28 protein-coding genes are annotated in these 25176 nt (G+C 60.0%); 21 read left to right on the forward strand and 7 right to left on the reverse strand.

Going from position 1 to position 25176, the window contains the following annotated elements:
* The first annotated feature begins 10 nt into the window (after positions 1–10).
* Positions 11–568 carry a DcrB family lipoprotein gene (locus AC4ICF_RS21725; protein WP_316380241.1) on the forward strand — a complete coding sequence of 186 codons (558 nt, stop codon included), beginning with the start codon at positions 11–13 and terminating at the stop codon, positions 566–568.
* 4 nt (positions 569–572) lie between these two features.
* Here the strand turns inward: AC4ICF_RS21725 and AC4ICF_RS21730 are convergent, their stop codons facing one another.
* Positions 573–1790 carry an MFS transporter gene (locus AC4ICF_RS21730; protein WP_316380240.1) on the reverse strand — a complete coding sequence of 406 codons (1218 nt, stop codon included), beginning with the start codon at positions 1788–1790 and terminating at the stop codon, positions 573–575.
* 145 nt (positions 1791–1935) lie between these two features.
* On the opposite strand from AC4ICF_RS21730, the gene AC4ICF_RS21735 reads away from it, so the two are divergent.
* The 20 genes from AC4ICF_RS21735 to acpT all read left to right on the forward strand — a co-directional run bounded on the left by AC4ICF_RS21735 (position 1936) and on the right by acpT (position 18993).
* A complete protein-coding gene (locus tag AC4ICF_RS21735) occupies positions 1936–2985 on the forward strand; it encodes an AI-2E family transporter (protein WP_233003196.1) in 1050 nt (349 codons plus the stop codon).
* Between the two features lie 313 nt (positions 2986–3298).
* Positions 3299–3688 (forward strand): lipoprotein, encoded by a 390-nt coding sequence (locus AC4ICF_RS21740; RefSeq protein WP_061096845.1) that lies wholly within the window; start codon positions 3299–3301, stop codon positions 3686–3688.
* 68 nt (positions 3689–3756) lie between these two features.
* Positions 3757–4821 (forward strand): class I SAM-dependent methyltransferase, encoded by a 1065-nt coding sequence (locus tag AC4ICF_RS21745; RefSeq protein ID WP_116342736.1) that lies wholly within the window; start codon positions 3757–3759, stop codon positions 4819–4821.
* A 65-nt stretch (positions 4822–4886) separates the two neighbouring features.
* On the forward strand, positions 4887–5609 hold the full coding sequence (locus tag AC4ICF_RS21750) for a beta-ketoacyl synthase chain length factor (protein WP_316380239.1): 723 nt from the start codon (positions 4887–4889) through the stop codon (positions 5607–5609).
* The gene (locus AC4ICF_RS21755; RefSeq protein ID WP_316380238.1) at positions 5606–6421 is read left to right on the forward strand and encodes a lysophospholipid acyltransferase family protein; all 816 of its coding nucleotides are present in this window, start codon (positions 5606–5608) and stop codon (positions 6419–6421) included. Before AC4ICF_RS21750 ends, AC4ICF_RS21755 begins: the two co-directional genes overlap by 4 nt.
* Entirely contained in the window at positions 6402–6659 is a 258-nt protein-coding gene (locus AC4ICF_RS21760; protein ID WP_028014701.1) for a phosphopantetheine-binding protein, read from the forward strand. The genes AC4ICF_RS21755 and AC4ICF_RS21760 overlap by 20 nt, the downstream gene beginning before the upstream one ends.
* A gap of 10 nt (positions 6660–6669) precedes the next feature.
* Positions 6670–6921 carry an acyl carrier protein gene (locus tag AC4ICF_RS21765; RefSeq protein ID WP_116342741.1) on the forward strand — a complete coding sequence of 84 codons (252 nt, stop codon included), beginning with the start codon at positions 6670–6672 and terminating at the stop codon, positions 6919–6921.
* A gap of 6 nt (positions 6922–6927) precedes the next feature.
* Complete coding sequence (locus AC4ICF_RS21770) at positions 6928–7515, forward strand: COG4648 family protein (RefSeq protein ID WP_166712542.1); 588 nt, start codon at positions 6928–6930, stop codon at positions 7513–7515.
* Positions 7508–8869: a class I adenylate-forming enzyme family protein gene (locus tag AC4ICF_RS21775; RefSeq protein WP_316380237.1), complete on the forward strand. Its 1362-nt coding sequence runs from the start codon at positions 7508–7510 to the stop codon at positions 8867–8869. The genes AC4ICF_RS21770 and AC4ICF_RS21775 overlap by 8 nt, the downstream gene beginning before the upstream one ends.
* Positions 8856–9209 (forward strand): ApeI family dehydratase, encoded by a 354-nt coding sequence (locus AC4ICF_RS21780; RefSeq protein ID WP_116342747.1) that lies wholly within the window; start codon positions 8856–8858, stop codon positions 9207–9209. Before AC4ICF_RS21775 ends, AC4ICF_RS21780 begins: the two co-directional genes overlap by 14 nt.
* Positions 9200–10891, forward strand: coding sequence for a glycosyltransferase family 2 protein (locus tag AC4ICF_RS21785; protein ID WP_316380236.1), 1692 nt, complete (start codon positions 9200–9202; stop codon positions 10889–10891). The genes AC4ICF_RS21780 and AC4ICF_RS21785 overlap by 10 nt, the downstream gene beginning before the upstream one ends.
* 3 nt (positions 10892–10894) lie before the next feature.
* Entirely contained in the window at positions 10895–11317 is a 423-nt protein-coding gene (locus AC4ICF_RS21790; protein WP_028014706.1) for an acyl-CoA thioesterase, read from the forward strand.
* Positions 11314–11919 carry a LolA family protein gene (locus tag AC4ICF_RS21795; RefSeq protein WP_316380235.1) on the forward strand — a complete coding sequence of 202 codons (606 nt, stop codon included), beginning with the start codon at positions 11314–11316 and terminating at the stop codon, positions 11917–11919. The genes AC4ICF_RS21790 and AC4ICF_RS21795 overlap by 4 nt, the downstream gene beginning before the upstream one ends.
* On the forward strand, positions 11888–14212 hold the full coding sequence (locus tag AC4ICF_RS21800; RefSeq protein WP_316380234.1) for an MMPL family transporter: 2325 nt from the start codon (positions 11888–11890) through the stop codon (positions 14210–14212). Before AC4ICF_RS21795 ends, AC4ICF_RS21800 begins: the two co-directional genes overlap by 32 nt.
* Entirely contained in the window at positions 14209–14787 is a 579-nt protein-coding gene (locus tag AC4ICF_RS21805) for a DUF3261 domain-containing protein (protein ID WP_116342755.1), read from the forward strand. Before AC4ICF_RS21800 ends, AC4ICF_RS21805 begins: the two co-directional genes overlap by 4 nt.
* 1 nt (position 14788) lies before the next feature.
* Positions 14789–15958, forward strand: coding sequence for a beta-ketoacyl-[acyl-carrier-protein] synthase family protein (locus AC4ICF_RS21810; RefSeq protein ID WP_316380233.1), 1170 nt, complete (start codon positions 14789–14791; stop codon positions 15956–15958).
* Positions 15955–16428, forward strand: coding sequence for a hotdog family protein (locus AC4ICF_RS21815; RefSeq protein ID WP_316380232.1), 474 nt, complete (start codon positions 15955–15957; stop codon positions 16426–16428). The genes AC4ICF_RS21810 and AC4ICF_RS21815 overlap by 4 nt, the downstream gene beginning before the upstream one ends.
* Complete coding sequence (locus AC4ICF_RS21820; protein WP_316380231.1) at positions 16425–17156, forward strand: 3-ketoacyl-ACP reductase FabG2; 732 nt, start codon at positions 16425–16427, stop codon at positions 17154–17156. Before AC4ICF_RS21815 ends, AC4ICF_RS21820 begins: the two co-directional genes overlap by 4 nt.
* Positions 17153–18382 carry a beta-ketoacyl-ACP synthase gene (locus tag AC4ICF_RS21825; protein WP_116342763.1) on the forward strand — a complete coding sequence of 410 codons (1230 nt, stop codon included), beginning with the start codon at positions 17153–17155 and terminating at the stop codon, positions 18380–18382. The genes AC4ICF_RS21820 and AC4ICF_RS21825 overlap by 4 nt, the downstream gene beginning before the upstream one ends.
* 2 nt (positions 18383–18384) lie before the next feature.
* Positions 18385–18993, forward strand: a complete 609-nt coding sequence (gene acpT / locus AC4ICF_RS21830; protein WP_316380230.1) for a 4'-phosphopantetheinyl transferase AcpT — start codon at positions 18385–18387, stop codon at positions 18991–18993.
* Here the strand turns inward: acpT and arnF are convergent.
* From arnF to arnC, 6 genes are read right to left on the reverse strand one after another with little or no spacing between them, the layout of a single operon-like run.
* Entirely contained in the window at positions 18950–19330 is a 381-nt protein-coding gene (gene arnF / locus AC4ICF_RS21835; protein WP_163330627.1) for a 4-amino-4-deoxy-L-arabinose-phosphoundecaprenol flippase subunit ArnF, read from the reverse strand. The genes acpT and arnF overlap by 44 nt on opposite strands.
* Positions 19327–19662 (reverse strand): 4-amino-4-deoxy-L-arabinose-phosphoundecaprenol flippase subunit ArnE, encoded by a 336-nt coding sequence (arnE, locus tag AC4ICF_RS21840; protein WP_116342769.1) that lies wholly within the window; start codon positions 19660–19662, stop codon positions 19327–19329. The genes arnF and arnE overlap by 4 nt, the downstream gene beginning before the upstream one ends.
* The gene (gene arnT / locus AC4ICF_RS21845) at positions 19662–21317 is read right to left on the reverse strand and encodes a lipid IV(A) 4-amino-4-deoxy-L-arabinosyltransferase (RefSeq protein WP_316380229.1); all 1656 of its coding nucleotides are present in this window, start codon (positions 21315–21317) and stop codon (positions 19662–19664) included. The genes arnE and arnT overlap by 1 nt, the downstream gene beginning before the upstream one ends.
* Positions 21314–22216, reverse strand: coding sequence for a 4-deoxy-4-formamido-L-arabinose-phosphoundecaprenol deformylase (gene arnD, locus AC4ICF_RS21850; RefSeq protein ID WP_116342773.1), 903 nt, complete (start codon positions 22214–22216; stop codon positions 21314–21316). Before arnD ends, arnT begins: the two co-directional genes overlap by 4 nt.
* Positions 22213–24195, reverse strand: coding sequence for a bifunctional UDP-4-amino-4-deoxy-L-arabinose formyltransferase/UDP-glucuronic acid oxidase ArnA (gene arnA, locus AC4ICF_RS21855; protein ID WP_192983761.1), 1983 nt, complete (start codon positions 24193–24195; stop codon positions 22213–22215). The genes arnD and arnA overlap by 4 nt, the downstream gene beginning before the upstream one ends.
* Positions 24192–25175, reverse strand: a complete 984-nt coding sequence (gene arnC, locus AC4ICF_RS21860; RefSeq protein WP_116342777.1) for an undecaprenyl-phosphate 4-deoxy-4-formamido-L-arabinose transferase — start codon at positions 25173–25175, stop codon at positions 24192–24194. The genes arnA and arnC overlap by 4 nt, the downstream gene beginning before the upstream one ends.
* Position 25176: the final 1 nt, after the last annotated feature.

Consider the following 25176-nt stretch of genomic DNA (forward strand, 5'->3'; position numbering starts at 1 on the left):
GAAGAAGTCAATGCGCAATCTGGTTAAATATGTCGGGATTGGCCTGCTGGTTGCGGGTCTTGCAGCCTGTGATAACAGCGACACGAAAACGCCTGCTCAGGGCGCATCCGCAGAGAGCAACGCGACCGGTCAGCCGGTGAATCTGATGGATGGCAAACTCAGTTTCTCTCTGCCAGCAGATATGACTGACCAGAGCGGCAAGCTGGGCACCCAGGCGAATAATATGCACGTATACTCCGACGCAACCGGCCAGAAAGCGGTCATTGTGATTGTGGGCGACGACACCAGCGAAGAACTGGCCGTCCTGTCCAAACGTCTGGAAGACCAGCAGCGCGGCCGCGATCCGCAGCTGCAGGTGGTGACCAATAAATCCATTGAGCTGAAAGGCCATAAGCTGCAACAGCTGGACAGCATCATCTCCGCAAAAGGCCAGACCGCTTACTCTTCTGTGGTGCTGGGTAAGGTGGATAACAAACTGCTGACCCTGCAGATCACTCTGCCAGCGGAAGACCAGCAGAAAGCGCAGACGGCCGCTGAAAACATCATTAACACCATCGTGATCCAGTAACCTTTCACGACGATGACGTGGCCTCCGGTGCCTGCACCGGGGGCCATTTTTTTAGCCGCCACGTCAGCAGTAAGGCAAGAATAACCAGACCTGCCGAGGCAATGTAGATCACCGGTACCCCCGCCCAGGCCATCACCAGCCCTGCCAGCGGCCCGGTAATGCCCAACGACATATCCATAAACACCGTATAGGTCGCCAGCGCCGCCCCCTGGTTCTGCTGCGGCACCGCTTTCACCGCCACCACCCCCAGCGCCGGGAAGACCAGTGAAAAACCCGCCCCTGCAAGGAAGACACCAATTTTCGCCATCCAGGGTGCGCTGGCTATGCCGGTTAACAGCAGCCCGACAATCTCAACCGCAAAACAGATCATCGCCACATTCAGCCCGCCCAGGCGGTTGATACCGTTCGGGAAAAGCAGGCGTGCGCCAACAAACGCACCGCTAAAGAGAGTTAACGCAAAGGCCGCGCCCTCCCAGCCTTTGGCGTCGTAAAAGAGGGTAATGAAGGTTGCAATTACGCCGAAGCCGGTGGTCGCCAGGGCCAGCGCCATACCGTACGGCCAGACGCGCCCCAGCACGGCTCGAAACGGCAACGGCTTGCCCTTGCTGGCCCTCACTTTCGGGCGCGGCAGCGCAAACAGTATCGCCACAAGCGCGACCGCCATAATGGTGAGCGACAATCCATACAGCCCGCCAAAGGCATAACAGGCCACGCCAAGCGGCGCGCCGAGCGCCATCGCGCCATAGGTGACAATCCCGTTCCAGGAGATCACCCGGCCAATGTGCGGCGCACCTACAACCCCAACGCCCCATAGCGTCGAGCCGGTTCCCGCCAGGCTTTGCCCAATGCCAAGTATGATGCGGCCCAGGCAAAGCAGCGCCAGGCTAACCAGCGGCCAGGCGCCAGCAGCAGCAGCCAGCAGATAGCTCAGGCCGCTCAGGAAACAGCCGCACAATCCCACCACCACGATGCTTTTAGGACCAAACAGGTCGGCGTAGCGCCCGGCGTGCGGGCGGCTCAGGAGCGTGGCGAAATACTGCAGGCTGATGACCAGCCCCGCCCAGAACGCACTAAAACCCATCACGTCATGGACATAGCCCGGCAAAACCGCCAGCGGCAGGCCGATCGTCAGGTAACTGGCAAAGTTGAAAATAACGACGGAAACGATACGCAGATTGAGGCGCAATCCGCTCAGCGCCGGTTCGGCGGCAGCTTCGGGCATGGGGGTTTACCTGAATTTTTTGCAACAGTGTTTCACTATTACCACGGCGCAATAAGAAAATCAGCCCCGACTTTCAGATTATCGGCGCCAGACGAAGCGGCCCCCAGGCACTACACTTATCGGGTCATCATCTTAAGGAACGCGCATGTTAGCTCCCCAGCCCGATAAAGCAGGACTCCACATCTTACTAAAGCTCGCCTGTCTGGTGGTTATTCTTGCGGGCATTCATGCTGCCGCTGACATTATCGTCCAGCTCCTGCTGGCCCTGTTTTTTGCCATTGTTCTGAATCCGCTGGTGACCTGGTTTTTACGCCGGGGCGTGAGCCGTCCGGTGGCCATCACCATCGTGGTTATCGTGATGCTGATTGGCCTGACGGCGCTCTTCGGGGTACTGGCGGCCTCGCTGAGCGAGTTCTCCACCATGTTGCCGCAGTACAATAAGGAGCTGACGCGTAAAATCATCGCGCTGCAGGAGATGATGCCCTTTCTTAACCTGCATATCTCACCCGAACGTATGCTGCGCAGGATGGATTCCGAGAAGGTCATGACCTACGCCACCACGCTGATGACCGGTCTTTCCGGCGCGATGGCTAGCATACTGCTGCTGGTCATGACGGTAGTGTTCATGCTGTTCGAAGTCCGCCACGTCCCCTATAAGCTGCGCTTTGCTTTAAATAACCCGCAAATACACATTGCCGGCCTACACCGCGCCTTAAAGGGGGTCTCCAAATATCTGGCACTGAAAACGCTGCTCAGCGTCTGGACCGGCATTATCGTCTGGCTGGGGCTGATGCTGATGGACGTACAGTTCGCGCTGATGTGGGGGGTGCTGGCGTTTCTGTTGAACTACGTGCCGAATATTGGCGCGGTGCTTTCCGCCGTGCCGCCGATGATCCAGGCGTTTCTGTTTAACGGTTTCTACGAATGCATGCTGGTCGGAGCGCTCTTCCTCGTCGTGCATATGGTGCTGGGCAACATTCTTGAACCACGCATGATGGGGCACAGGCTGGGCATGTCGACGCTGGTGGTGTTTTTATCGTTGCTGATTTGGGGATGGCTGCTGGGCCCGGTCGGCATGCTGCTGTCGGTACCGCTGACCAGCGTATGTAAAATCTGGATGGAAACCACCAAAGGGGGCAGCAAGCTGGCGATCCTGCTGGGGCCAGGGCGGCCAAAAAGCCGGTTACCGGGATAACTTGTCTATGTCATCAGGCTTAGACCGTCAATAGAACGCCTTAATTACCGCGACGCTCACCGTCGCGGTATTTTTATTTGCGTTAAGGCATATGTTCCCGTTTTTATTCACCTCACCCACATTTCGCTTTAACACAAATTAAAAAAAACGGAATGATTAATTATTTTGCGTGATATTATACCCCGCCTTAGCGTCAACCTAATGCAAACATTAATATTGATTAAAAAAGACACCTGACTTAATCCGTAGGTCTGGTGATACTTATTTGTAAAAAACACTACCTTTAATTGTTATTATTGATATGGAGTTGTTGATGAAAAAGATCGTTAAATGGTGCGCTGCTGCAGTATTCGTTGGCGCTCTGGCTGGCTGTGCGCGTACCGCCCCAATCGCTCAGGTTCACTCTGTCGTGAGCGCAGGTCATACTGCCGATCAGGTGAAAACGGCAATTTTGAAAGCAGGCCAGAAGCGTGACTGGATCATGACGGAAGCGGGCCCGGGCGTTATTAAGGGGCGTCTGCAGGCACGCGATCACTCGGTCCAGGTACGTATTCCCTACTCTGCGACAAGCTATTCAATTAATTACGAAAGTAGCCTGAATCTGAAAGCGGCAGACGGTAAAATTCACAAAAATTATAACCGCTGGGTGAACAACCTCGACCACGATATTCAGCTGAATCTCTCTGCGGGTGCCGCGCTGTAATATTTTTCTAAAGTCGGGCCGGACATGGCCCGATAACCTCATTTCTTGCCCTGAAAGGTTACGCAACAATGTACGAAAAGGACACGCTCAGCGCCCTGGATGCCATTACCGAAGCGCAACGCATCGCTTTTGCTCCGATGTTATTTCAGACCGCGCTTTGTCTGCGTAACTCGGGTGTCCTCGCCTGGCTCGATAAACAGGGTAATAAGGGGGCGAGCCTCGAAGAAATAACCGAAAACAGTACCCTGAGCAACTATGCCGTCAGCGTATTGTTAGACATGGGATTAAGCGGGCGGATAATTACCTGGAAAGAAAGTCGTTATTTCCTGGCGAAAGTGGGCCATTTCTTACTCCACGATCCCATGACCCGCGTTAATATGGATTTCACGCAGGACGTCTGTTACCAGGGGTTATTTCACCTGGCCGACGCCCTGCAGGAAGAAAAACCGGCCGGATTATCCGTGTTTGGCGACTGGCCAACCATCTATCCGGCCTTATCCCAGCTTCCTGCCCGGGCAAAAGAGAGCTGGTTCGCCTTCGATCACTACTATTCTGACGCCGCTTTTGACGCCGCGTTGCCATATATATTCGCAAGCTCGCCGACAAAATTGTACGATGTGGGCGGAAATACGGGTAAATGGTCGTTACGCTGCTGCCGCTATGACGATAATGTTGCCGTGACGATCCTCGATCTCCCGCAGCAGATAGCGCTGGCGCAGGAAAACATCGAAAAAGCAGGTTTTTCTCATCGTATTGGATTCCATGCTGTCGATATGCTTAGTCCGGCGGCATTGCCGGGAGATGCCGACGTCTGGTGGATGAGCCAGTTTCTGGACTGTTTCTCTCCGGATCAGATTGTCGCCATGCTGACGCGCGTCGCACAGGTCATGAAGCCAGGCGCACGGTTGTGCATCATGGAGCTTTTCTGGGATGCCCAGAAATATGAAGCGGCGGCTTTCAGCCTGAATGCCACCTCGCTCTATTTCACCTGTATGGCGAATGGTAATAGCCGTTTTTACAGCGTAGAGAAGTTTTATCACTACCTGGAGAGGGCGGGCTTCTGCATTGAACAGCGGCTGGATAACCTTGGGGTAGGTCATACCCTGTTAATATGCACCAAACGTGAACAATAGCGCAGCCTGGCTGCCCGGGTGGCCCAGCCTGCCCTTTGAATACGGTATTCCGCGGACGCGCGTAGATGAAATTTTCACTGAACATTATTGACTGGCAGGCAAGAGCGCCAGGACTAAGCGATGCCGCAGAGTGGCAGGCGTGGTCGCGCCTGCAGTCGACTATAGACCCAACGGCCCCGCTTCCCCGGCTGACTGCGTTACCCATGATGACCGCGCGCCGCCTTAACTCGGGCAGTAAGCTGGCGGTGGATATTGGTCTTGCCATGCTGCAAAGCCACGCCGTTGATGCCGTCGTCTATTCCAGCCGCCACGGCGAACTGGAGCGCAATTACCGTATTCTGCATGCGCTGGCAACCGGTCAGGCCGTCTCGCCCACCGACTTCGCCATGTCCGTGCACAACTCCGCTGTGGGCAATCTTACTATTACCGCTCGCCAGCCTGTTGTCTCTTCATCCATTTCTGCCGGGCTGGACACCTTCCAGCAGGCCCTTTGTGAAGTGCTGAGCCTGCTGCAGGCGGGCTACTCCCGCGTCTTGCTGGTGGATTTTGACGGCACGCTGCCGGAATTTTACCACCCGGCATTGCCGCCGCAGATGCCCACCTGGCCGTACGCGCTGGCGCTGGTGATTGAATCCGGCAGCGAATGGCAGTGCGAAACCCGCAGCGGCAGCACGGGCGAGGAGCCTACTCTGCCGCAAAGCCTGATGTTCCTGCAACGCTATCTCCGCGAGGAGCGGCAGTTTGTGGTGCCCGGCGAACGCCTGCTGTGGCAGTGGGCGCGCCAATGAACCGCCTGGCCGCCCGGATCAACTGGCTATGGCGTCTGGCGATGACCGGACTCTGCTTCGTGCTGTTTGGCGCGGGCGGCCTGCTGCTGTCGCTGATCTGGTTCAACCTGCTGCTGATTGTTCAGCGCGATCGCGCCAAACGCCGTCGCCTGGCGCGCCGCAGCATTGCGGCCAGCTTCCGCGGCTTCTTAACCGTTGCCCGCGGCACCGGGGTGCTGGACTATCGCATTCACAATCTTGACGCGCTTCGCGGCGATCGGGGCTGTCTGGTGGTGGCTAACCACCCAACGCTAATTGACTACGTGATTCTGGCGTCGGTGATGCCCGAAACCGACTGTCTGGTGAAGAGCGCGTTACTGCGCAATCCCTTTGTCAGCGGCGTTATCCGCGCGGCGGATTACCTGATTAACAGCGAAGCCGAGCCTCTGCTCGCTGCCAGCCGGCAGCGTCTGGCCCACGGCGACACGCTGTTAATCTTCCCGGAAGGCACGCGTACCCGGCCAGGTGAGGCTATCGCCCTCCAGCGCGGCGCGGCAAATATCGCTGTGCGCTGCCGCAGCGATCTGCGGATCGTGCTGATCCACTGCAGCGAGCACCTGCTGGATAAAAAAAGCCGCTGGTATGACGTACCGCCCGCAAAACCTGTCTTTACCGTGGATGTGCGCGATCGCGTGAACATCGACGAATTTTACGATGCAAATGAACAAGAACCGGCGCTGGCGGCAAGGCAGTTAAACCGGCATCTGGAGCATCGATTAACATCAGGCCTTCAATCTTTGTCAGGAATTAATGATGCAAGCGCTTTATCTTGAAATTAAGAATCTCATTATCACCACGCTGAATCTGGACGAGCTTACCGCAGAGGATATTGATACCGATGCCGCGCTGTTTGGCGATGGGCTGGGTCTCGACTCTATCGACGCGCTGGAGCTCGGTCTGGCGGTGAAAAACCAGTATGGCGTGGTGCTTTCTGCCGAAAGCGAGGAGATGCGCCAGCACTTCTTTTCCGTCGCCACCCTGGCGTCCTTTATCCATGCCCAACGCGCCTGAGACGTGAACTATGACCGAACAAGAAACCATTTATCAGGAAGTCTGCGGCCTTCTGATCAAACTCTTTGAAATCGACCCGCAGGACATTACGCCCGAAGCCCGTCTTTACGAAGACCTGGAGCTGGACAGCATTGACGCGGTGGACATGATTGTCCATCTGCAGAAGAAAACCGGTAAGAAAATCAAGCCGGAAACCTTCAAATCGGTTCGTACCGTTCAGGATGTGGTAGACGCCGTCGAACAGCTTCTGCGCGAAGAGTAAAACACCGTGCGTGGTGGACGGACGTTGCCGGTTATCCCCCTTCTGACGGGGCTGATGCTGCTGGCGTGGCCCTTCCTGATTGGATTTGGGCTGACGCATAACAGCCTGCCGTGGCTGCTGCCCGTGATGGCACTGCTGTTGCTGCTGCGGCTGCAACAGGCGCGGCGGAACACCGGCCCGATGCGGTATGTGGTGCAGTGCGTGGCGCTGGCGGGCATCGCGCTCTGCGCGGCAAGCTACCTGCTGAAAACCCACCAGTGGCTGCTGTTTTACCCTGTGGTCGTCAATCTTGTGATGCTGGCCGTGTTCGGGGGTTCGCTCTGGACCGCGATGCCGCTTGTCGAACGGCTGGCGCGCCTGCGTGAGCCAAATTTGCCCCCGGAGGGTGTGCGCTATACCTACAAGGTGACCCTCGTCTGGTGCGGATTTTTCATCGGCAACGGGGCGATGGCGCTGTTTACCGTCCTGCACGGTGACATGCATCTGTGGACGCTGTGGAACGGTATGGTGGCTTACATCCTGATGGGAACGCTGATGGCGACAGAGTGGCTGGTGCGTCAACGGGTGATAAAAAAAGAGATGCACAATGACTAACCCCCTTCCGCTGGGCCAGTGGTTAAACGCGCCCCGCCCTGACGACACGCCCGTCGCCTGGCTTGACGATCGTACCTGGACGCTGGGCCAGCTGCGCCACGACGTGACCCTGCTGGTCGACACCCTGCGTCAGCAAGAAGGCGAGCGCTGGGCGCTGTGCTTTGAAAACAGCTACCTGTTTATCGTTGCGCTGCTGGCCTCGCTGCATGCGGGTAAAACGCCGGTCATTCCCGGCCATAGCCGTATTTCGCTGCTTGAAGAGCAGCAGTCGCTGTTTAGCGGCGTTCTGAGCGACAGGCCCCTCGGTTACCCTGGAAAGCTGATTGTGGTGGCTTCCCGCCATCAGACGATCGCCCACTGGATGCCCCTGCCGGATATTGCCGAAAGCCGCTTTGTTGAGCTTTTCACCTCCGGCTCCACGGGGACGCCGCGTCGGGTGATTAAGCACATCGTCAGCCTGGATCGCGAAGCCCGCCTGCTGGCTGACCGCTTCGGCGCGCGTCTGGCTGGCTGTAGCGTTGTCGCCTCCGTCGTACCGCAACACCTGTACGGTCTGACATTCCGCATTGTATTGCCGATGGCGCTTGGCCTGCCGCTGCATGCCGCGATGCTCTATTACGCAGAGCAACTGGCCGCCCTTCCTCATGACAGGCATTACCTGTTCATCAGCAGCCCGGCGTTCCTGAAACGCCTGGATACTGAGCTGGCCGCGCCGCCCGTCAGGATGCTGATTTCCGCGGGCGGAATGCTGCCCTGGCGTGACGTCTCAACCACCGCTGGCTGGCTTAACATCTGGCCGGATGAAATTTATGGCAGCACCGAAACCGGGATCCTCGCCTGGCGCCATCGCCAGGAAGATAACCTGCCATGGCTGCCCTTCCCCGGCGTAAGCTTCCATCAGGAAGAAGAAGCGTGCCGCGTCACGTCACCACTGATCCATGAGGCTGAAGGACTCCAGCTGGACGATATCCTCCACTTCGACAGCGAGGGGCTGTTCAGCATCGCCGGTCGTCGCGGGCGGGTGGTCAAAATTGAAGAAAAGCGCATCTCGCTTAACGAAATAGAACGCCGCCTGCTGGAGCTCGACGGCGTTTGCGAAGCGGCTGCGCTGCCGGTCACGCGCGGGGGCCGCCAGGGAATCGGCGCCCTGCTGGTGCTGGATGAGGCGGTTCGTCAGCGCTGGCAGCTGCAGGATAAAAAAGCGCAGGAGTTCGCCTGGCGTCGCGCTCTGCTGCCGTGGCTTGAACCGGTCGCGGTGCCGCGCTACTGGCGGATTGTGGATGAGATGCCGGTAAACAGTATGAACAAGCGTGTCTATGCGCAGTTAGAGGAGTTATTTCATGAAAATTCATGAAATTGAGCGCCATCAGGCACAGCCGGAGAAGCTGGAGATCGTTTTGCATCTCGACGCGTCTCTGTTCTGGTTTCAGGGCCATTTTGCCGTACAGCCGCTGCTGCCCGGCGTTGCGCAGCTTGACTGGGTCATGCACTACGCCACGACGTTACTGGCGCCGGGTTACCGCTTTCACAGCATTCAAAACGTGAAGTTTCAGGCCCCTCTGCTGCCGGAAACTACGGTGACGCTGGTGCTTGAGTGGCATGCCGAACGTCAGATGTTGACCTTCAGCTACCAGCGTCACGCCGGGGCGGAGCGCCATACCGCCAGCAGCGGGAAAATTCGTCTATGTCAGTGATCTTTCGCCCCTGCGTGCTGATCCCGTGCTACAACCACGGTGCCATGATCGCCAGCGTGCTGTCACGTCTCGCCCCGTTCGGCCTGCCGTGCCTGGTGGTGGATGACGGCAGCGAAGCGATCACCCGTCAGGAGCTCGAACGCCTGGCGGCGGAGCAGCCGCATATGACGCTGATCCGTCTGGGGCAAAACGCCGGGAAAGGTGCTGCGGTCATCAGGGGGCTGGAGGAGTGCGCTCGCGCGGGCTATACCCACGCCGTGCAGGTGGATGCGGACGGCCAGCACGCCATTGAAGATATCCCCAAACTGCTGGCGCTGGCGGAGCGCCACCCGGACGCGCTGATTTCCGGCCAGCCCATTTACGATGATTCCATTCCGCGCTCGCGGCTCTACGGGCGCTGGGTCACCCACGTCTGGGTATGGATTGAGACCTTATCCCTGCAGCTTAAAGACAGCATGTGCGGCTTTCGGGTCTACCCGGTCTCGCCCACGCTGCGGCTGGCCGCGCGTGAAACGCTCGGTAAACGGATGGACTTTGACACCGAAGTGATGGTCCGTCTCTACTGGCAGGGCAACACCAGCGTCTTCCTGCCCACCCGTGTGACCTACCCGCAGGACGGGTTATCCCACTTCGACGCGTTAAAAGATAACGTGCGGATCTCCCTGATGCATACCCGGCTGTTCTTCGGCATGCTGCCCCGCATTCCCGGCCTGCTCTTCCGTCGACGCGGCCAGCACTGGGCGCAGCAGGACGAGGTCAAGGGGCTATGGGGCATGCGCCTGATGCTGCGCGTCTGGCAGTTGCTGGGGCGGCGGGCCTTTACCGTGCTGCTGTGGCCAGTGATCGGCGTCTACTGGCTTATCGCGCGTCCGGCGCGGCAGGCTTCGCGGCAGTGGATTGCACGCGTGAAGCAGGTGCTGATGCAGCGGGACATGCCTGTTCCCTCACGGCTCAACAGCTTTTTCCATTTCATGCGCTTCGGCAACGCGATGCTGGACAAAGTTGCCAGCTGGCGCGGCGAGCTGAAGTTTAATCGCGACGTGGTCTTTGCCCCCGGCGCGCGCGAAACGCTTAATATCGCGGCGCCGCAGGGCAAGCTGCTGCTGGCCTCGCATCTTGGTGACGTAGAGGCCTGCCGGGCGCTGGCCCAGCTGGACGGCAGCAAGATCATCAATGCCCTGGTCTTCAGCGAAAACGCCCGGCGCTTTAAGCAGATTATGAGCGAAATGGCGCCCCAGGCGGGCGTGAATTTAATGTCGGTCACCGACATCGGCCCGGACACCGCGATTGCCATCAAAGAGAAGCTTGAGCGCGGAGAATGGGTCGCGATTGTGGGCGACCGCATCGCGGTGAATCCGCAGCGTGGCGGCGAGTGGCGCGTGATCTGGAGCCGGTTCATGGGCCAGCCCGCGCCGTTCCCTCAGGGGCCGTTTATCCTGGCCTCGATTCTCCGCTGCCCGGTGGTGCTGATTTTTGCCCTGCGCCAGCAGGGCAAGCTTGTCCTGCACGGCGAACCGTTTGCCGACCCGCTGATCCTGCCGCGCGGGGAACGCCAGCAGGCGCTGCAGGATGCCGTCGATCGCTACGCGCAGCGGCTGGAGCATTACGCCCTGATGTCGCCGCTCGACTGGTTTAATTTTTTCGATTTCTGGCATCTGCCAGAGTCCAGAGAGAAGGAGTAAAGGGTGCTGACCGATCCCCGCTTTACGACTGAAGTCGAGATCACCGTTCCGTTCCACGACGTCGATATGATGGGCGTGGTCTGGCACGGTAACTATTTCCGCTACTTTGAGATCGCCCGCGAGGCGCTGCTCAATCAGTTTGACTATGGCTATCGCCAGATGAAAGCCTCCGGCTACGTCTGGCCCGTCGTCGACACCCGGGTGAAATACCGCGATGCGGTGACCTTTGAGCAGCGTATTCGCGTCCGCGCGCAGATTGAAGAGTATGAAAACCGGCTGCGCATTGCCTATCAAATTTTCGATGCGCAGACCGGCAAGCGCACCACCACCGGGTACACCATCCAGGTGGCGGTGGAAGAAGCCACCCGCGAAATGTGCTTTGTCAGTCCGGCAGTACTGTTTGAACGTATGGGAGTCACGCCATGAAATGGTTGCCTTTGCTGACGCTGCTCGTCAGCCCGCTGGTCAGCGCCGTGACGCTGGATGAACTGCAGCAGCGCTTCACCGAGCAGCCCGTGGTGCGCGCGCACTTCGAACAGGTTCGCACGATAAAAGATATGCCGCAGCCGCTGCGCTCGCAGGGCGAGATGCTGATCGCCCGCGACAGTGGCCTGCTGTGGGATCAAAAAGCGCCGTTTCCGATGACGCTCCTGCTGGACGACAAGCGGATGGTTCAGGCGATCAACGGCCAGCCGCCGCAGACCATCACTGCCGACAATAATCCGCAGATGTTCCAGTTCAACCACCTGCTGCGGGCCCTGTTCCAGGCCGACCGCAAGGTGCTGGAAGAGAACTTCCGCATCGATTTTAAAGACCTGGGAGCGGGCCGCTGGTCGTTGGTACTTACGCCAAAAACGACGCCGCTGGACAAGATTTTTGCCTCCCTCGATCTGGGCGGCGCGACCTATCTGGAGACGATTCGCCTGAACGACAAGCAGGGCGACCGTACCGATATCGCTCTTTCAAACCACCAACTGACGCCCGCCAGCCTGACCGATGACGAACGCCAACGCTTTGCCGCACCGTAAATCCCTGCGCCCGGCGCTGCTGTGGGCCGCGGCATGCCTGATCCTGCTGGGCGTGCTGCTGTCACTGCTGCCCGGCGCGCGTCTGAACAGCAGCGTGCTGGCCATGCTGCCGAAGCAGACGCTGGGGGCGATCCCGCCGGCGCTCAACGACGGGTTTATGCAGCGTCTCGACCGCCAGCTGGTCTGGCTGGTCAGCCCCGGCAAAGAGCCCGATCCGCGCGTGGCGCAGCAGTGGCTGACGCTGCTGCAAAACAGTCACTCGCTCAGCGAGGTTAAAGGCCCGATGGACGCCGCCGGGCAGAAAGCCTGGGGAGAGTTCTTCTGGCAGCACCGCAACGGCCTGATCGATCCCGCCACCCGCGCCCGTCTGCAAAACGGCGGAGACGCGCAGGCGCAGTGGATTTTATCCCAGCTCTACTCGGCCTTTTCCGGCGTCAGCGGCAAAGAGCTGCAAAACGATCCGCTGATGCTGATGCGCGGCTCGCAGCTCGCCCTGGCGCAAAACGGCCAGAAGCTGCGGCTGATGGACGGCTGGCTGGTCACGCAAGATGAGGCGGGGAACTACTGGTACCTGCTGCACGGCGAGCTGGCAGGCTCGTCATTTGATATGCAGCAGACCCACCGGCTCGTGACGACGCTTAACGCGCTGCAACAGACGCTGAAAGCGAGTTACCCGCAGGCCCAACTGCTTTCCCGCGGAACGGTCTTCTACAGCGATTACGCCAGCCAGCAGGCCAAACGCGACGTCTCGACGCTGGGTATCGCCACCCTGCTTGGGGTGTTCCTGCTTATCGTCGCGGTGTTCCGCTCTCTGCGCCCGCTGCTGCTGAGCGTGCTCTCGATTGCCATCGGCGCGCTGGCGGGCACGGCGGTGACGCTGCTGCTCTTTGGCGAACTGCACCTGATGACGCTGGTGATGAGCATGAGCATCATCGGTATTTCCGCAGACTACACGCTCTACTACCTGACCGAACGGATGGTGCACGGCGCGGAGCTTTCCCCCTGGCAGAGCCTGGCCAAGGTACGCAATGCGCTGCTGCTGGCGCTGCTGACGACCGTCGCCGCCTACCTGATTATGATGCTGGCCCCCTTCCCCGGGATCCGCCAGATGGCGGTGTTCGCCGCCGTGGGGCTGAGCGCCTCCTGCCTGACGGTGATTTTCTGGCATCCGTGGCTGTGCCGGGGTCTGCCGGTGCGCCCGGTTCCCTTTATGGTCCTGATGCTGCGCTGGCTGGCCGCCTGGCGACGCAGTAAAAAACTGTCCGTTGGTCTGCCCGTCGCGCTGGCGCTGCTCTCCGCCGCGGGGATGAGCACCCTGAAGGTGGACGACGATATCGCCCAGCTGCAGGCGCTGCCAAAAGATATTCTGGCGCAAGAGAAAGCCATTACCGCCCTGACCGGCCAAAGCGTCGATCAGAAATGGTTTGTGGTGCACGGTGCTTCGCCCCAGCAAACGCTGGAGCGGCTGGAAGCCTTCACCCCGGCGCTGGCCGAGGCGCAAAAAGCGGGCGATCTCACCCGCTGGCGTACCCTGCCGCTGAACTCGCTGGCCCGCCAGAAAAGCGATCTTACGCTGCTGCGCGACGCTGCCCCGGCGGTAACGAACATGCTGAAAAGCGCCGGGCTCAACGCCGTATCCCCGAATCTGGACGCCATGCCGGTCAGCGTGGACGCGTGGCTTAACAGTCCGGCCAGCGAAGGCTGGCGACTGCTCTGGCTGACCCTGCCGGGCGGGGAAAGCGGCGTGCTGGTGCCGGTGGACGGCGCGAAAAACAGCGCGGCGCTCGGTGAGCTGGCCGCGCGCCATGACGGCGTCGTCTGGGTGGACCGCAAAGCCAGCTTTGACAGCCTCTTTGCCCTCTACCGCACGCTGCTGACGGGGCTACTGTTTGCTGCGCTGGCGGTGATTGCCTGCGGGGCGATGCTGCGCCTCGGCTGGCGTAAGGGACTGATAAGCCTGGTGCCGTCCGCACTGTCGCTGAGCTGCGGTCTGGCGGTCCTGGCCGCAACGGGCCACCCGGTAAATCTGTTTTCACTGCTGGCGCTGGTACTGGTGCTCGGCATTGGCATTAACTACACGCTATTTTTCAGCAACCCGCGCGGTACGCCGCTGACCTCGATGCTGGCGATTACCCTGGCGATGATGACCACCCTGCTGACGCTGGGCATGCTCGTCTTCAGCACCACCCAGGCCATCAGCAGCTTTGGTATTGTGCTGGTGAGCGGGATTTTCACCGCCTTCCTGCTGGCCCCGCTGGCGATGCCGGAAAAGAAAGAGAGAAAACGTAAATGAACGCTGTTTATCGCGCCGTTGCGCTGGCTGCGGCGCTGCTGCTGGCAGGCTGTAGCCATTCGACCGATACTAAAGAGACGCGGCCTCAGGCCTGGCTCCAGCCGGGCACCAAAGTTACGCTCCCGCCGCCCGGCATCAGCCCGGCGGTAAGCTCCCAGCAGCTGCTGACCGGCAGCTTTAACGGACAAACGCAGTCCCTGCTGGTGATGCTCAACGCGGATGCGCATAAGGTCACGCTGGCCGGGCTCTCTTCCGTTGGGATCCGTCTGTTCCTGGCAACGTACGATGAGAACGGTATTCATACCGAGCAGTCCATCGTCGTGCCGCAGCTGCCGCCAGCCAGCCAGGTGCTGGCCGACGTGATGCTCAGCCACTGGCCGATTAGCGCCTGGCAGCCGCAGTTGCCGAAGGGCTGGACGCTGACGGACAATGGCGATCGGCGCGAGCTGCGTAACGCCAGCGGCAAGCTGGTGACGGAGATTGTCTACCTCCAGCGCAAAGGCAAGCGCGAGCCGATCAGCATCGAGCAACACGTATTCAAATACCACATCACCATTCAATATCTGGGTGACTGAGATGATCTATATATCCGCTGTTGGCATGGTCAACGCGCTGGGCAACTCGCCTGATGAGATTGCCGCGAACCTGGCGGCAGGCGTGGCGCCGGGTATGCACGCCCGGGCCGGCTGGTTGCAGGGAGCACCCGAAGCGGTACTGGGCGCCGTGGAAGGCGAGCTGCCGCCCATCCCGGACAGCTTCTGTGCACACCGCACCCGCAATAACCAGCTGCTGCTGGCCGCACTGGCGCAGATTCAGTCAACCATTGACGAGGCCATCGCCCGCGTCGGTCGCGACCGCGTGGCCGTGGTGCTGGGAACCAGCACTTCCGGGCTGGATGAAGGCGATGAGCACGTTAGGCGCATGACCGACGGCGAGACCAGCACGCGATGGCAGTATCCGCAGCAGGAGCTGGGCGATCCGTCCCGCTTCCTTGCCAACTGGCTGCAGCTTGAAGGCCCGGCCTATACGATCTCCACCGCCTGCTCCTCCAGCGCGCGGGCGATGATTGGCGGCAAACGCCTGATTGAAGCCGGGCTGGTGGACATCGCCATTGTCGGCGGGGCCGATACCCTGAGCCGAATGCCCGTCAACGGTTTTAACAGCCTTGAATCCTTCTCCCCTACGCTCTGCGAGCCGTTTGGGCGCGACCGCCGGGGGATCACCATCGGTGAAGCGGCGGCGCTGATGGTATTGAGCCGGGAACCCGCGGGCGTGGCGCTGCTCGGGACGGGCGAATCCAGCGATGCGTACCATATTTCCGCCCCGCATCCTCAGGGCGAAGGGGCGATAAGGGCTATCACTCAGGCGCTCAACGAAGCGGGCATGCAGCCGGGCGACATCGGCTATATCAACCTGCACGGCACGGCCACGCCGCTCAACGATCAGATTGAATCGCAGGTGGTACACGATCTCTTCGGGGAGAGCGTGCCGTGCAGCTCAACCAAACACCTGACCGGCCACACGCTAGGCGCTGCCGGTATCACCGAAGCGGCACTGAGCTGGCTGATTCTGACGCGCGATCTGCCCTTGCCGCCGCAGGATTTTTCCCGCTATGCCCCGGACGACACGCTCGCGCCGTGCGGCCTGCTGCACCAGCGCGCCGCCCTGAAAAAGCCGGTGATTTTGTCTAACTCGTTCGCGTTTGGCGGCAACAACGCCAGCATTCTGCTGGGGAGAGCGTCATGAGCTATCTATCACCCGAAGCCTATTTGCCGCACGAGGCGCCGATGATGCTGCTGGGGTCCGTTGAGAATGTCACGGACGACACGGCGGTCTGCCGCATCGCGGTTGACAGGCAAAGCGTGCTGGCGCCGTTTCTCAATGCCGATGGCGACCTGCCGGGCTGGTACGCGCTCGAATTGATGGCGCAGACCGTTGGCGTCTGGTCAGGCTGGCATCGTCAGCAGCAGGGGCAAGAGCATATCGCGCTGGGCATGGTGCTCGGCGCGCGCGAGCTGGTCTGCGCTAGCGGGCGTTTCGCCAAAGGCTTAACGCTGGACATTACCGTTAAGCTGCTGATGCAGGACGAACGCTTCGGCAGTTTTGAATGTACGATTTCCGCAGATGAAGAGACGCTGGCCACGGGCCGGGTCAACACCTTCCAGCCGAGTGCAGAAGAATTAATATCGCTTTTTAATCAGGGATCCCACGCATGAGTCGTTCCGTTCTGGTCACAGGGGCCAGCAAAGGCATTGGTCGCGCCATCGCCCGCCAGCTTGCCGCTGACGGGTTCACCGTCGGCGTGCATTACCACCGTGATGCCGCAGGCGCGCAGGAGACGCTGGACGCCATCACGCAGGCGGGCGGCAGCGGTCGTTTACTCTCGTTTGACGTGGGAAACCGCGAACAGTGCCGCGAGGTGCTGGAGCAAGAAATTGAAGCTTATGGCGCATGGTATGGCGTGGTCAGCAATGCCGGGATCGCCCGCGACGGTGCCTTTCCGGCACTGAGTGAAGACGACTGGGACAGCGTGATCCACACCAATCTCGACAGCTTTTATAACGTCATTCACCCCTGCATTATGCCGATGATCGGCACCCGTAAAGGGGGACGCATTATCACCTTATCGTCCGTGTCCGGCGTGATGGGCAACCGCGGGCAGGTGAACTACAGTGCGGCAAAAGCGGGCATTATCGGCGCCACCAAAGCGCTGGCGATCGAGCTGGCAAAACGCAAAATCACCGTGAACTGCATTGCCCCGGGGCTGATTGATACCGGCATGATTGAGATGGAGGAGGCTGCGCTGAAGGAAGCGATGTCCATCATCCCAATGAAACGTATTGGCCAGGCTGAGGAGGTCGCCGGGCTGGCAAGCTATCTGATGTCGGATATTGCGGGCTACGTCACCCGACAGGTCATTTCCATTAACGGAGGAATGCTATGACGCGTCGCGTGGTGATTACGGGCATGGGCGGCGTGACCGCCTTTGGCGAGAGCTGGCAATCTGTTTCCAGCCGGCTGCTGGCGTATGAAAACGCCGTGCGTAAAATGCCGGAATGGCAGGTGTACGAAGGTCTGCACACCCTGCTGGGCGCGCCGATCGACGATTTCGCGCTGCCGGAACACTATACCCGCAAGCGTATCCGCGCCATGGGCCGGGTGTCGCTGATGTCGACCCGCGCCACCGAGCTGGCGCTGGAGCAGGCGGGGCTGATTGGCGAAGCGGTGCTCACCAACGGGCAAACCGGTATCGCCTACGGCTCTTCGACAGGTAGCACCGGCCCGGTCAGCGAATTCGCGACCATGCTCACCGAAAAGCACACCAATAACATCACCGGGACAACCTATGTCCAGATGATGCCGCACACCACCGCCGTGAATACCGGCCTGTTCTTTGGATTACGCGGCCGCGTCATCCCGACGTCGAGCGCCTGTACCTCCGGCAGCCAGGCGATAGGCTACGCCTGGGAGGCGATTCGCCACGGGTATCAGACCGTTATGGTCGCGGGGGGCGCGGAAGAGCTTTGTCCGTCAGAAGCGGCGGTGTTTGACACACTGTTTGCCACCAGCCAGCGCAACGACGAACCCAAAACCACCCCGTCGCCGTTTGATACGCAGCGCGATGGTCTGGTTATTGGGGAAGGCGCAGGCACCCTGATTCTGGAAGAGCTGGAGCACGCCAGAGCGCGCGGGGCCACCATCTACGGTGAGATCGTGGGCTTCGCCACCAACTGTGACGCGGCCCATATCACCCAGCCACAGCGCGACACCATGCAGATTTGCATGGAGCAGTCGCTGGCGATGGCGGGATTAAGCGCCCGGGATATGGGGTATATCTCCGCGCACGGTACCGCCACCGACCGCGGCGATATCGCCGAAAGCCAGGCTACTGCCGCCATCTATGGTGACAGCGTGCCGGTTTCCTCGCTGAAGAGCTATTTAGGCCACACGCTGGGGGCCTGCGGCGCGCTGGAAGCGTGGATGAGCCTGCAGATGATGCGCGAAGGCTGGTTTGCCCCGACGCTCAATTTAACGCAGCCGGATGAGCAATGCGGGGCTTTAGATTATATTATGGGAGAAGCCCGTCAGATTGACTGCGAGTATCTGCAGAGCAATAACTTCGCGTTTGGCGGCATCAATACCTCGATTATTATTAAACGCTGGGCGTAACTATGTACCGGTTTGTACTGGGAAAAATTTCCACCCTTTGCGCGGACCCGCTGGCGTCAACGCTCGCAGACAGGGCACCTCCGGGTGCACGACATGCCTCCTGGCTGGCAGGCCGGACGCTGCTCGCCAGAACATTATCCCCTCACCCGCTCCCCGACATCATTTACGGCGAGCAGGGGAAACCGGCCTTTGAGAAGGGGAATCCGCTGTGGTTCAACCTGAGCCATAGCGGTGACGATATCGCCTTACTGATGAGCGATGAAGGTGAAGTGGGCTGCGATATCGAAGTGATTCGCCCCCGCAAGAACTGGCAGGCGCTGGCCAACGCCGTTTTCAGCCTGACAGAGCATGACGAGCTGGAGCGTGAAGCGCCTGAGGAACGGCTTTCCGCTTTCTGGCGTATCTGGACGCGAAAAGAAGCGATTGTGAAACAGCGTGGCGGCAGCGCCTGGCAGATTGTCAGCATCGACAGCACGGCCCAGTCGCACGCGGTCAGCCAGTTACAGCTCGGTTCTCTGAGCCTTGCCGTCTGTACTGCAACCCCTTACACCCTGACCACCGAGTCGATTATTCACGTCGGGGCAGGAAAATCACCAGTACACCCAGCATAATAAACCCGACGCCCGCCAGCCCGCGCCAGGAGAAGCCTTCTCCCCAGCCGGGCAGCAGGATCGCCGCGCCCCATACCAGGATATAGCTGAGGCTCAGCAAGGCATAGGCTTTGCTGAGCGCCATGCGATGCAGCGCCAGATACCAGCAGCCCATGGAGGCCACGTATCCCGTCAATCCCAGCAGCAGCGCACCCGTGCCGGGCGAGACGTGCCACAGCGCAGAGATAAACGTCAGAAAATCGCTGACTGGTGGCAGAGCCTGCATGGCATCGCGTAGCAACAGCTGCGCGGCGCTGACTAACAGCACGCTGCATAACGCCCAGAACGCGCCTTTCACAGGCTTCCTCCCAGCACGATAATCCCAATGATGATGAACCCGACTCCCAGCCAGTGATGCACAGCAACGTGCTCACGCCAGAAGACCTTCGCCGCCAGCGTTACCCAGACAAAATTGAGGCTCAGCATCGGATAAGCGACGCCAACGGGCAGACGCTGCAGCACCACCAGCCAGACCAGCATACCGCCGCCCAGCGCCAACATTGCCAGGCCAAGCCACAGCGCGATGTGCGCGCCACGCCGCCCGGCCTTCGCCGGACGGGTGGCCTGTTTTTGGCACAGTTGCCCCGCGCAGCTGAGCAGGCTTGCCAGTACGAGCCAGGTCCAGGTCATCACTTCGGCAGATACTCCAGCAGGGCCAGACGCCCCTGGATATAGAGATTGTCCGGCTGCGGTAAATTCGCCTGTGAAAGATCGTCGCGCTTTGAGAGCAGCATCACCAGCGACACGCGCCCCTGCTGACGATGCGTTGCCAGCCACTGCGCGAAGTCGTCCTCACTGACAAAACGGTCTTTCACATCGGGATAATCCAGCCCGTAGCGCAGCTCGCCGCTCTGACCAAAGAGCGTGATGTCATTGCGTTTCAGCTCCCACGCCAGGCCCGCGGCCACGCCCACGTTATTGGCCAGCACGAATCGGCTTTCCTTCAACGGCTCCCGCACGGTATCGACCAGCGACTGGGGCTGTTTGGAGTCCACCACCAGGTTAGGAATGGCAAAACCAATCAGCAGCGCCAGGCCTGCTGGACACAGCGCCGCCAGCCACCAGCGCTGCTGGCTCTGCCGGAACGTAAACCAGCCTACCGCGGCCCAGATGAGGAACGCTACCACCGCACAGAAGACTTTATACAGTTCAACCGACGTCCAGACCGGATGCTTAGCCAGCCCCCACGGCGAAACCACCAGCGCCGCCATCACGCCGATGACGCCAAACGCCAGGTTAATGCCGCCGTTAATGCGTAACGCTCTGGCGCCTTTTTTCGCCGCGAGGCAGGCATAGCGCGCCATCAGGATAGCCAGCGGAGCGAAACAGGGCAGGATATAGGTTGGCAGCTTGCCTTTGGCGATGCTGAAGAACAGCAGTGGCATCACCACCCAACCCAGCAGATAGAACCCGCCGCCCGCGTTTTGTCTGTCATTCCAGCCGAGACGCAGCGCGCCGGGCAGCAGCGCCAGCCACGGCAGGCTGCCGGCGATCAGGAATGGCACGTAGTACCAGAACGGGGCTTTATGCTGTGCGTCGCTCTGGGCAAAACGCTGAATATGCTCAACCCAGAAGAAGTAACGCCAGAAATCAGGCTCACGGTGCGCAATGGCCAGCGCCCACGGCAGAACAATCAGCACGCAGCTGAGGATCGCGAGCCAGCCAAAAATCAGCACCTCTTTCCAGCGCTTCCGGGCGATGACCCACGGAAGCACGCCAATCACCGGAACCGCCAGTGCCAGGAAGCCTTTGGTCATCACCCCCATTCCGCAGGCCAGCCCAAGCAGCACATAGCCACCCGCTTTTCCGGCCACGGTTTGGGCCTGCGACGCCAGCCAGAAGCTGCACATCGCCGCCACCAGCCACAGGGTGATAATAGGATCCAGAACAGCATACGTGCCGATGCCGTACACCAGAAACAGGGTCAGGAAGATAAGGCCGGAGAATATGGCTGTCCGCTTATCCCTCCAGAGCCGCCATGCCATCCAGATAACCAGCAGCGCCGCGAGCCCCGTGGAGAAGATCGACCCGGCGCGTACGGCAAAGTTCGTGTGCCCGAACAGCCATTGCCCGATACTGTTGATCCAGTAGCCAGCAATCGGCTTTTCAAAGTAACGCAGCCCCAGAAAATGCGGGACAACCCAGTCACCCGATGCCAGCATTTCGCGGCTGATTTCCGCATAGCGCGTTTCATCGGGCTGCCACAGCAGACGGATATCGACCGGAATGAGGTAGTAAACGATAAACAGTGCGAGAAGCGCTACGCCATAACGGGCTGTTTTCATGGAACCGGACTCACGATTTGTTGATAGCCAAGCCAGCCTTCCCGGCCAGCCAGTTCACTACGGACCACTTTGCCCACGGGCAGGGTGCTGAGGTCGTCCGGCAGCAGCTCGCTCAACGGGCAGAATTCAATGCCCTCCTGAGCGGCCATCGTCAGCAGCGCATCGAAATCATGCTGATACGCAATCCCTTCCACTTCGGCATGGATGGTATACACCGGCGTACCGGCGTCTCGATGGATGCGGTCCAGAATATAGCGATTAAATTCTTCCGCTTTCACCTCGCGTCCCACCACCTCATCCCACGTAGGAAGCGTGACCGGAATTTGCACGGTACCGTAGCGATTTTCGCCTAACAGCGGCAAAAATGGCCCGGTTCCGCGGCAGTCGCTGTTGTAGCGAAACGCGAAATGCTCTTTGGCTTTGACCACCCGCTGGTCGGCACGCCATCCCGCCACGGCGGAGCAGCGTACGGGCTGGCCAATGATTGCCTCAAGCTCCAGCATTCCACGTTCGACCTCACGGGACAGGCGTGAGATATCCCAGACGCCTGCCCAGGCCTGCCAGGCATGGTGATCCCAGGCATGCAGGCCAATCTCATGATGCTGCGCCGCCTCGCGAATCACCGCTTCATTACCCGCGCCGATGCGTCTGCCGGGCCAGGCGGTGCCGGCCAGCAAAATATCCCAGCCGTAGAGGGATGCCGCGCGCGAGCGCAGCATTTTGAACAGAAATGCCGGTTTAACCAGACGCCATAAATGGCGTCCCATGTTGTCAGGCCCCACGCTGAAGAAAATGCTGGCACGCACACCGTGCCTGCTCAGCAGTTCCAGCAGTCCGGGCACGCCGTCACGCGTTCCCCTGAAGGTGTCGACATCAATGCGTAAACCGACTTTTTTCATGAGGCCTGTTCCGACAGCTCCACGGTGCGCAGGAAGAAGTCGAGCGTCTCATCAATGGTCTGCTCCATCTTCACCGTCGGCGTCCAGTTCAGGCAGCGCTTCGCGTTGCGGATGCTTGGCTTACGGTGCTCGACGTCCTGGTAGCCCTTACCATAGTAGCTGCTGCTTTCCACTTCGCGGAAACCGGCAAACGGCGGGAAGCGATCGCGCAGCGGGTGGCGCTCAAAGCTGGCCAGCAGCATCTCTGCCAGCTCGCGAATGCTCGCCTCGTTTTCCGGGTTACCGATGTTGATGATCTCACCGTTGCAGCGGTTATCTTTGTTTTCGATGATGCGGAACAGGGCTTCGATACCGTCGCTGATATCCGTAAAGCAGCGTTTCTGGCTCCCCCCTTCAATCAACTTGATAGGCGAACCTTCAACCAGGTTCAGGATCAGCTGGGTGATCGCGCGGGAGCTGCCGATACGCGCCGCGTTCAGGTTATCCAGACGCGGCCCCATCCAGTTGAACGGACGGAACAAGGTAAAGCGCAGGCCCTCTTTCTCGCCGTAGGCCCAAATCACGCGGTCCAGCAGCTGTTTGGAGACAGAGTAGATCCAGCGCTGTTTGTTGATCGGCCCCACCACGAGGCTGGAAGTGTCTTCATCGAAGTTTTTGTCGGTACACATGCCGTACACTTCAGAGGTGGACGGGAAGATGATGCGCTTGTCGTATTTCACGCAGTCGCGGATGATCTTCAGGTTCTCCTCGAAGTCCAGCTCGAACACGCGCAGCGGGTTACGGGTGTACTCGATTGGCGTGGCAATGGCGACCAGCGGCAGCACCACGTCGCATTTTTTAATGTGGTATTCGATCCACTCGGAGTGGATGCTGATATCCCCTTCAACGAAGTGGAAGCGCGGGTTGTTGAGGAAACGGCTGATGGCGTCAGAGCCAATATCCAGACCGTAAATCTCGTAGTTATCATCCCTGAGCAGACGTTCGGTCAGGTGGTTACCGATGAACCCGTTCACGCCGAGGATCAGCACGCGGGTGCGGCGCTTGATGGCAACCACCGGCGCGCTGGTGATCAGCGCTCCTGCCACCAGCCCCAGAGACTGCGCCAGCTGCGTGCCCTGAACGTACAGGCCGTTGTCGGTCTGACCGGTGACGATCTCCAGCGCCTGCTCGCCGCAGCTCACCACCAGCGGAGAGACGGAGACGACTGTGCCCGGTTTAGCGGCCGGGATGTCGTCACGCACGCGGGATTTCCAGACGATAAATTTGCTTACGCCCGCAAAGCTGTACGCGCCCGGCCACGGGTCGGTCACGGCGCGCACCAGGTTATGCAGCTGGCGGGCGGGTTTGTTCCAGTCCAGACGACCATCTTCCGGCGTGCGGCGGCCAAAGCAGCTGGCCTTGCTTTCGTCCTGCCCGGTCTCGCTGAAGGTGCCGTTGAGGATGGCTGGCAGCGCGTCACGCAGCAGGCTTTGCGCCGCGGTGCAGAGTTTCTGATGCAGCTCAAGCGCCGTTTCATCCGCGTCGATTGCCACGCGCTGCTGGGCGACGATGGCCCCGGCATCCGCGCGGTGCACCATGCGGTGCAGCGTCACGCCGGTTTCGGTTTCACCGTTGACCAGCACCCAGTTCAGCGGCGCGCGGCCACGGTAGGCGGGCAGCAGAGAGCCGTGAAGGTTAAAGGCCCCTTTGGCGGCTAAACCTAAGATCTCGTCGCAGATCAGGTTGCGATAGTAGAACGAGAAGATGACATCCGGGGCGAGCGCGCGGATGCGATCCACCCACAGCGGGTGGTTGACGTCGTCCGGGGCATAAACCGGAATACCACGCTCGGCGGCGATACGCGCCACGGAGCCGAAGAAGTGGTTCTCTCCCGCCGCGTCCGGATGGGTAAAGATTGCAGCAATGTCATAGCCCGCTTCCAGCAGGGCCAGCGTGCCCGCGCACCCCATATCGTGATAGGCAAATACAACGGCTTTCATGGGTGGGTTTCCTCTTGAGATGCTTTGTGTTCCTGACGGACAACACGTTGAATAAAGTAGCGCGGACGTGCGCGAACATCGTTGTAGATACGGCCAATGTATTCACCGAGCAGGCCCATTCCGACGAACTGGGCACCGATGAACATAAACAGCACGGCAAAGAGCATGAAGACCCCTTCCGCCGCCCACTGCGGGCCAAAGACCAGGCGCAGCACCACCAGCAGGACGGACAGCGTAAACCCGGCCAGGGCGATGATGCTGCCGAACACGCTCAGCAGGCGCAGCGGCGTGGTGGTCAGGCAGGTGACGAGGTCATACATCAGGTTGATGAGACGCATAAAGCTGTACTTCGATTCCCCGTGCTCGCGCTCGGCGTGCAGGACCGGAATTTCCGTTGCCTTGCGGGCAAAGGTGTTGGCGAGGATCGGAATAAAGGTGCTGCGCTCATGGCAGTGAAGCATGGCGTCGACAATATGGCGGCGGTAGGCGCGCAGCATGCAGCCGTAATCGCCCATCGCTTTACCGGTGGTACGCTGAATAAGACGGTTGATGGTTCGCGAGGCCAGCTTACGGAAAAGGCTGTCCTGACGGTTCTGACGCACCGTGCCAACCACGTCATAGCCTTCATCAGCTTTCGCCACCAGGCGCGGGATCTCCTCCGGCGGGTTTTGCAGATCCGCATCCAGAGTGATGATCAGATCGCCCGTCACGTGGCTGAACCCGGCCATAATGGCGGAGTGCTGGCCGTAGTTACGGTTGAGCAGCACGGCAACAATATGGCTGCCTTCGGCCTGGGCGGCTTCGGTCAGCATCAGCGCGGAATCATCACTGCTGCCGTCATCCACCAGCAGAATTTCATAGGCTTTGCCCAGCGTGTCGCAGGCGGCCGTGGTGCGGCGGATCAGCTCGGGCAGGCTCTCCTGCTCGTTATAAACAGGGATGACCACCGAAACTTTTTGTACAGGCGGTGCGCTGAACATA

This window comes from Enterobacter sp. ECC_219_Taxon_10, from assembly GCF_058354905.1.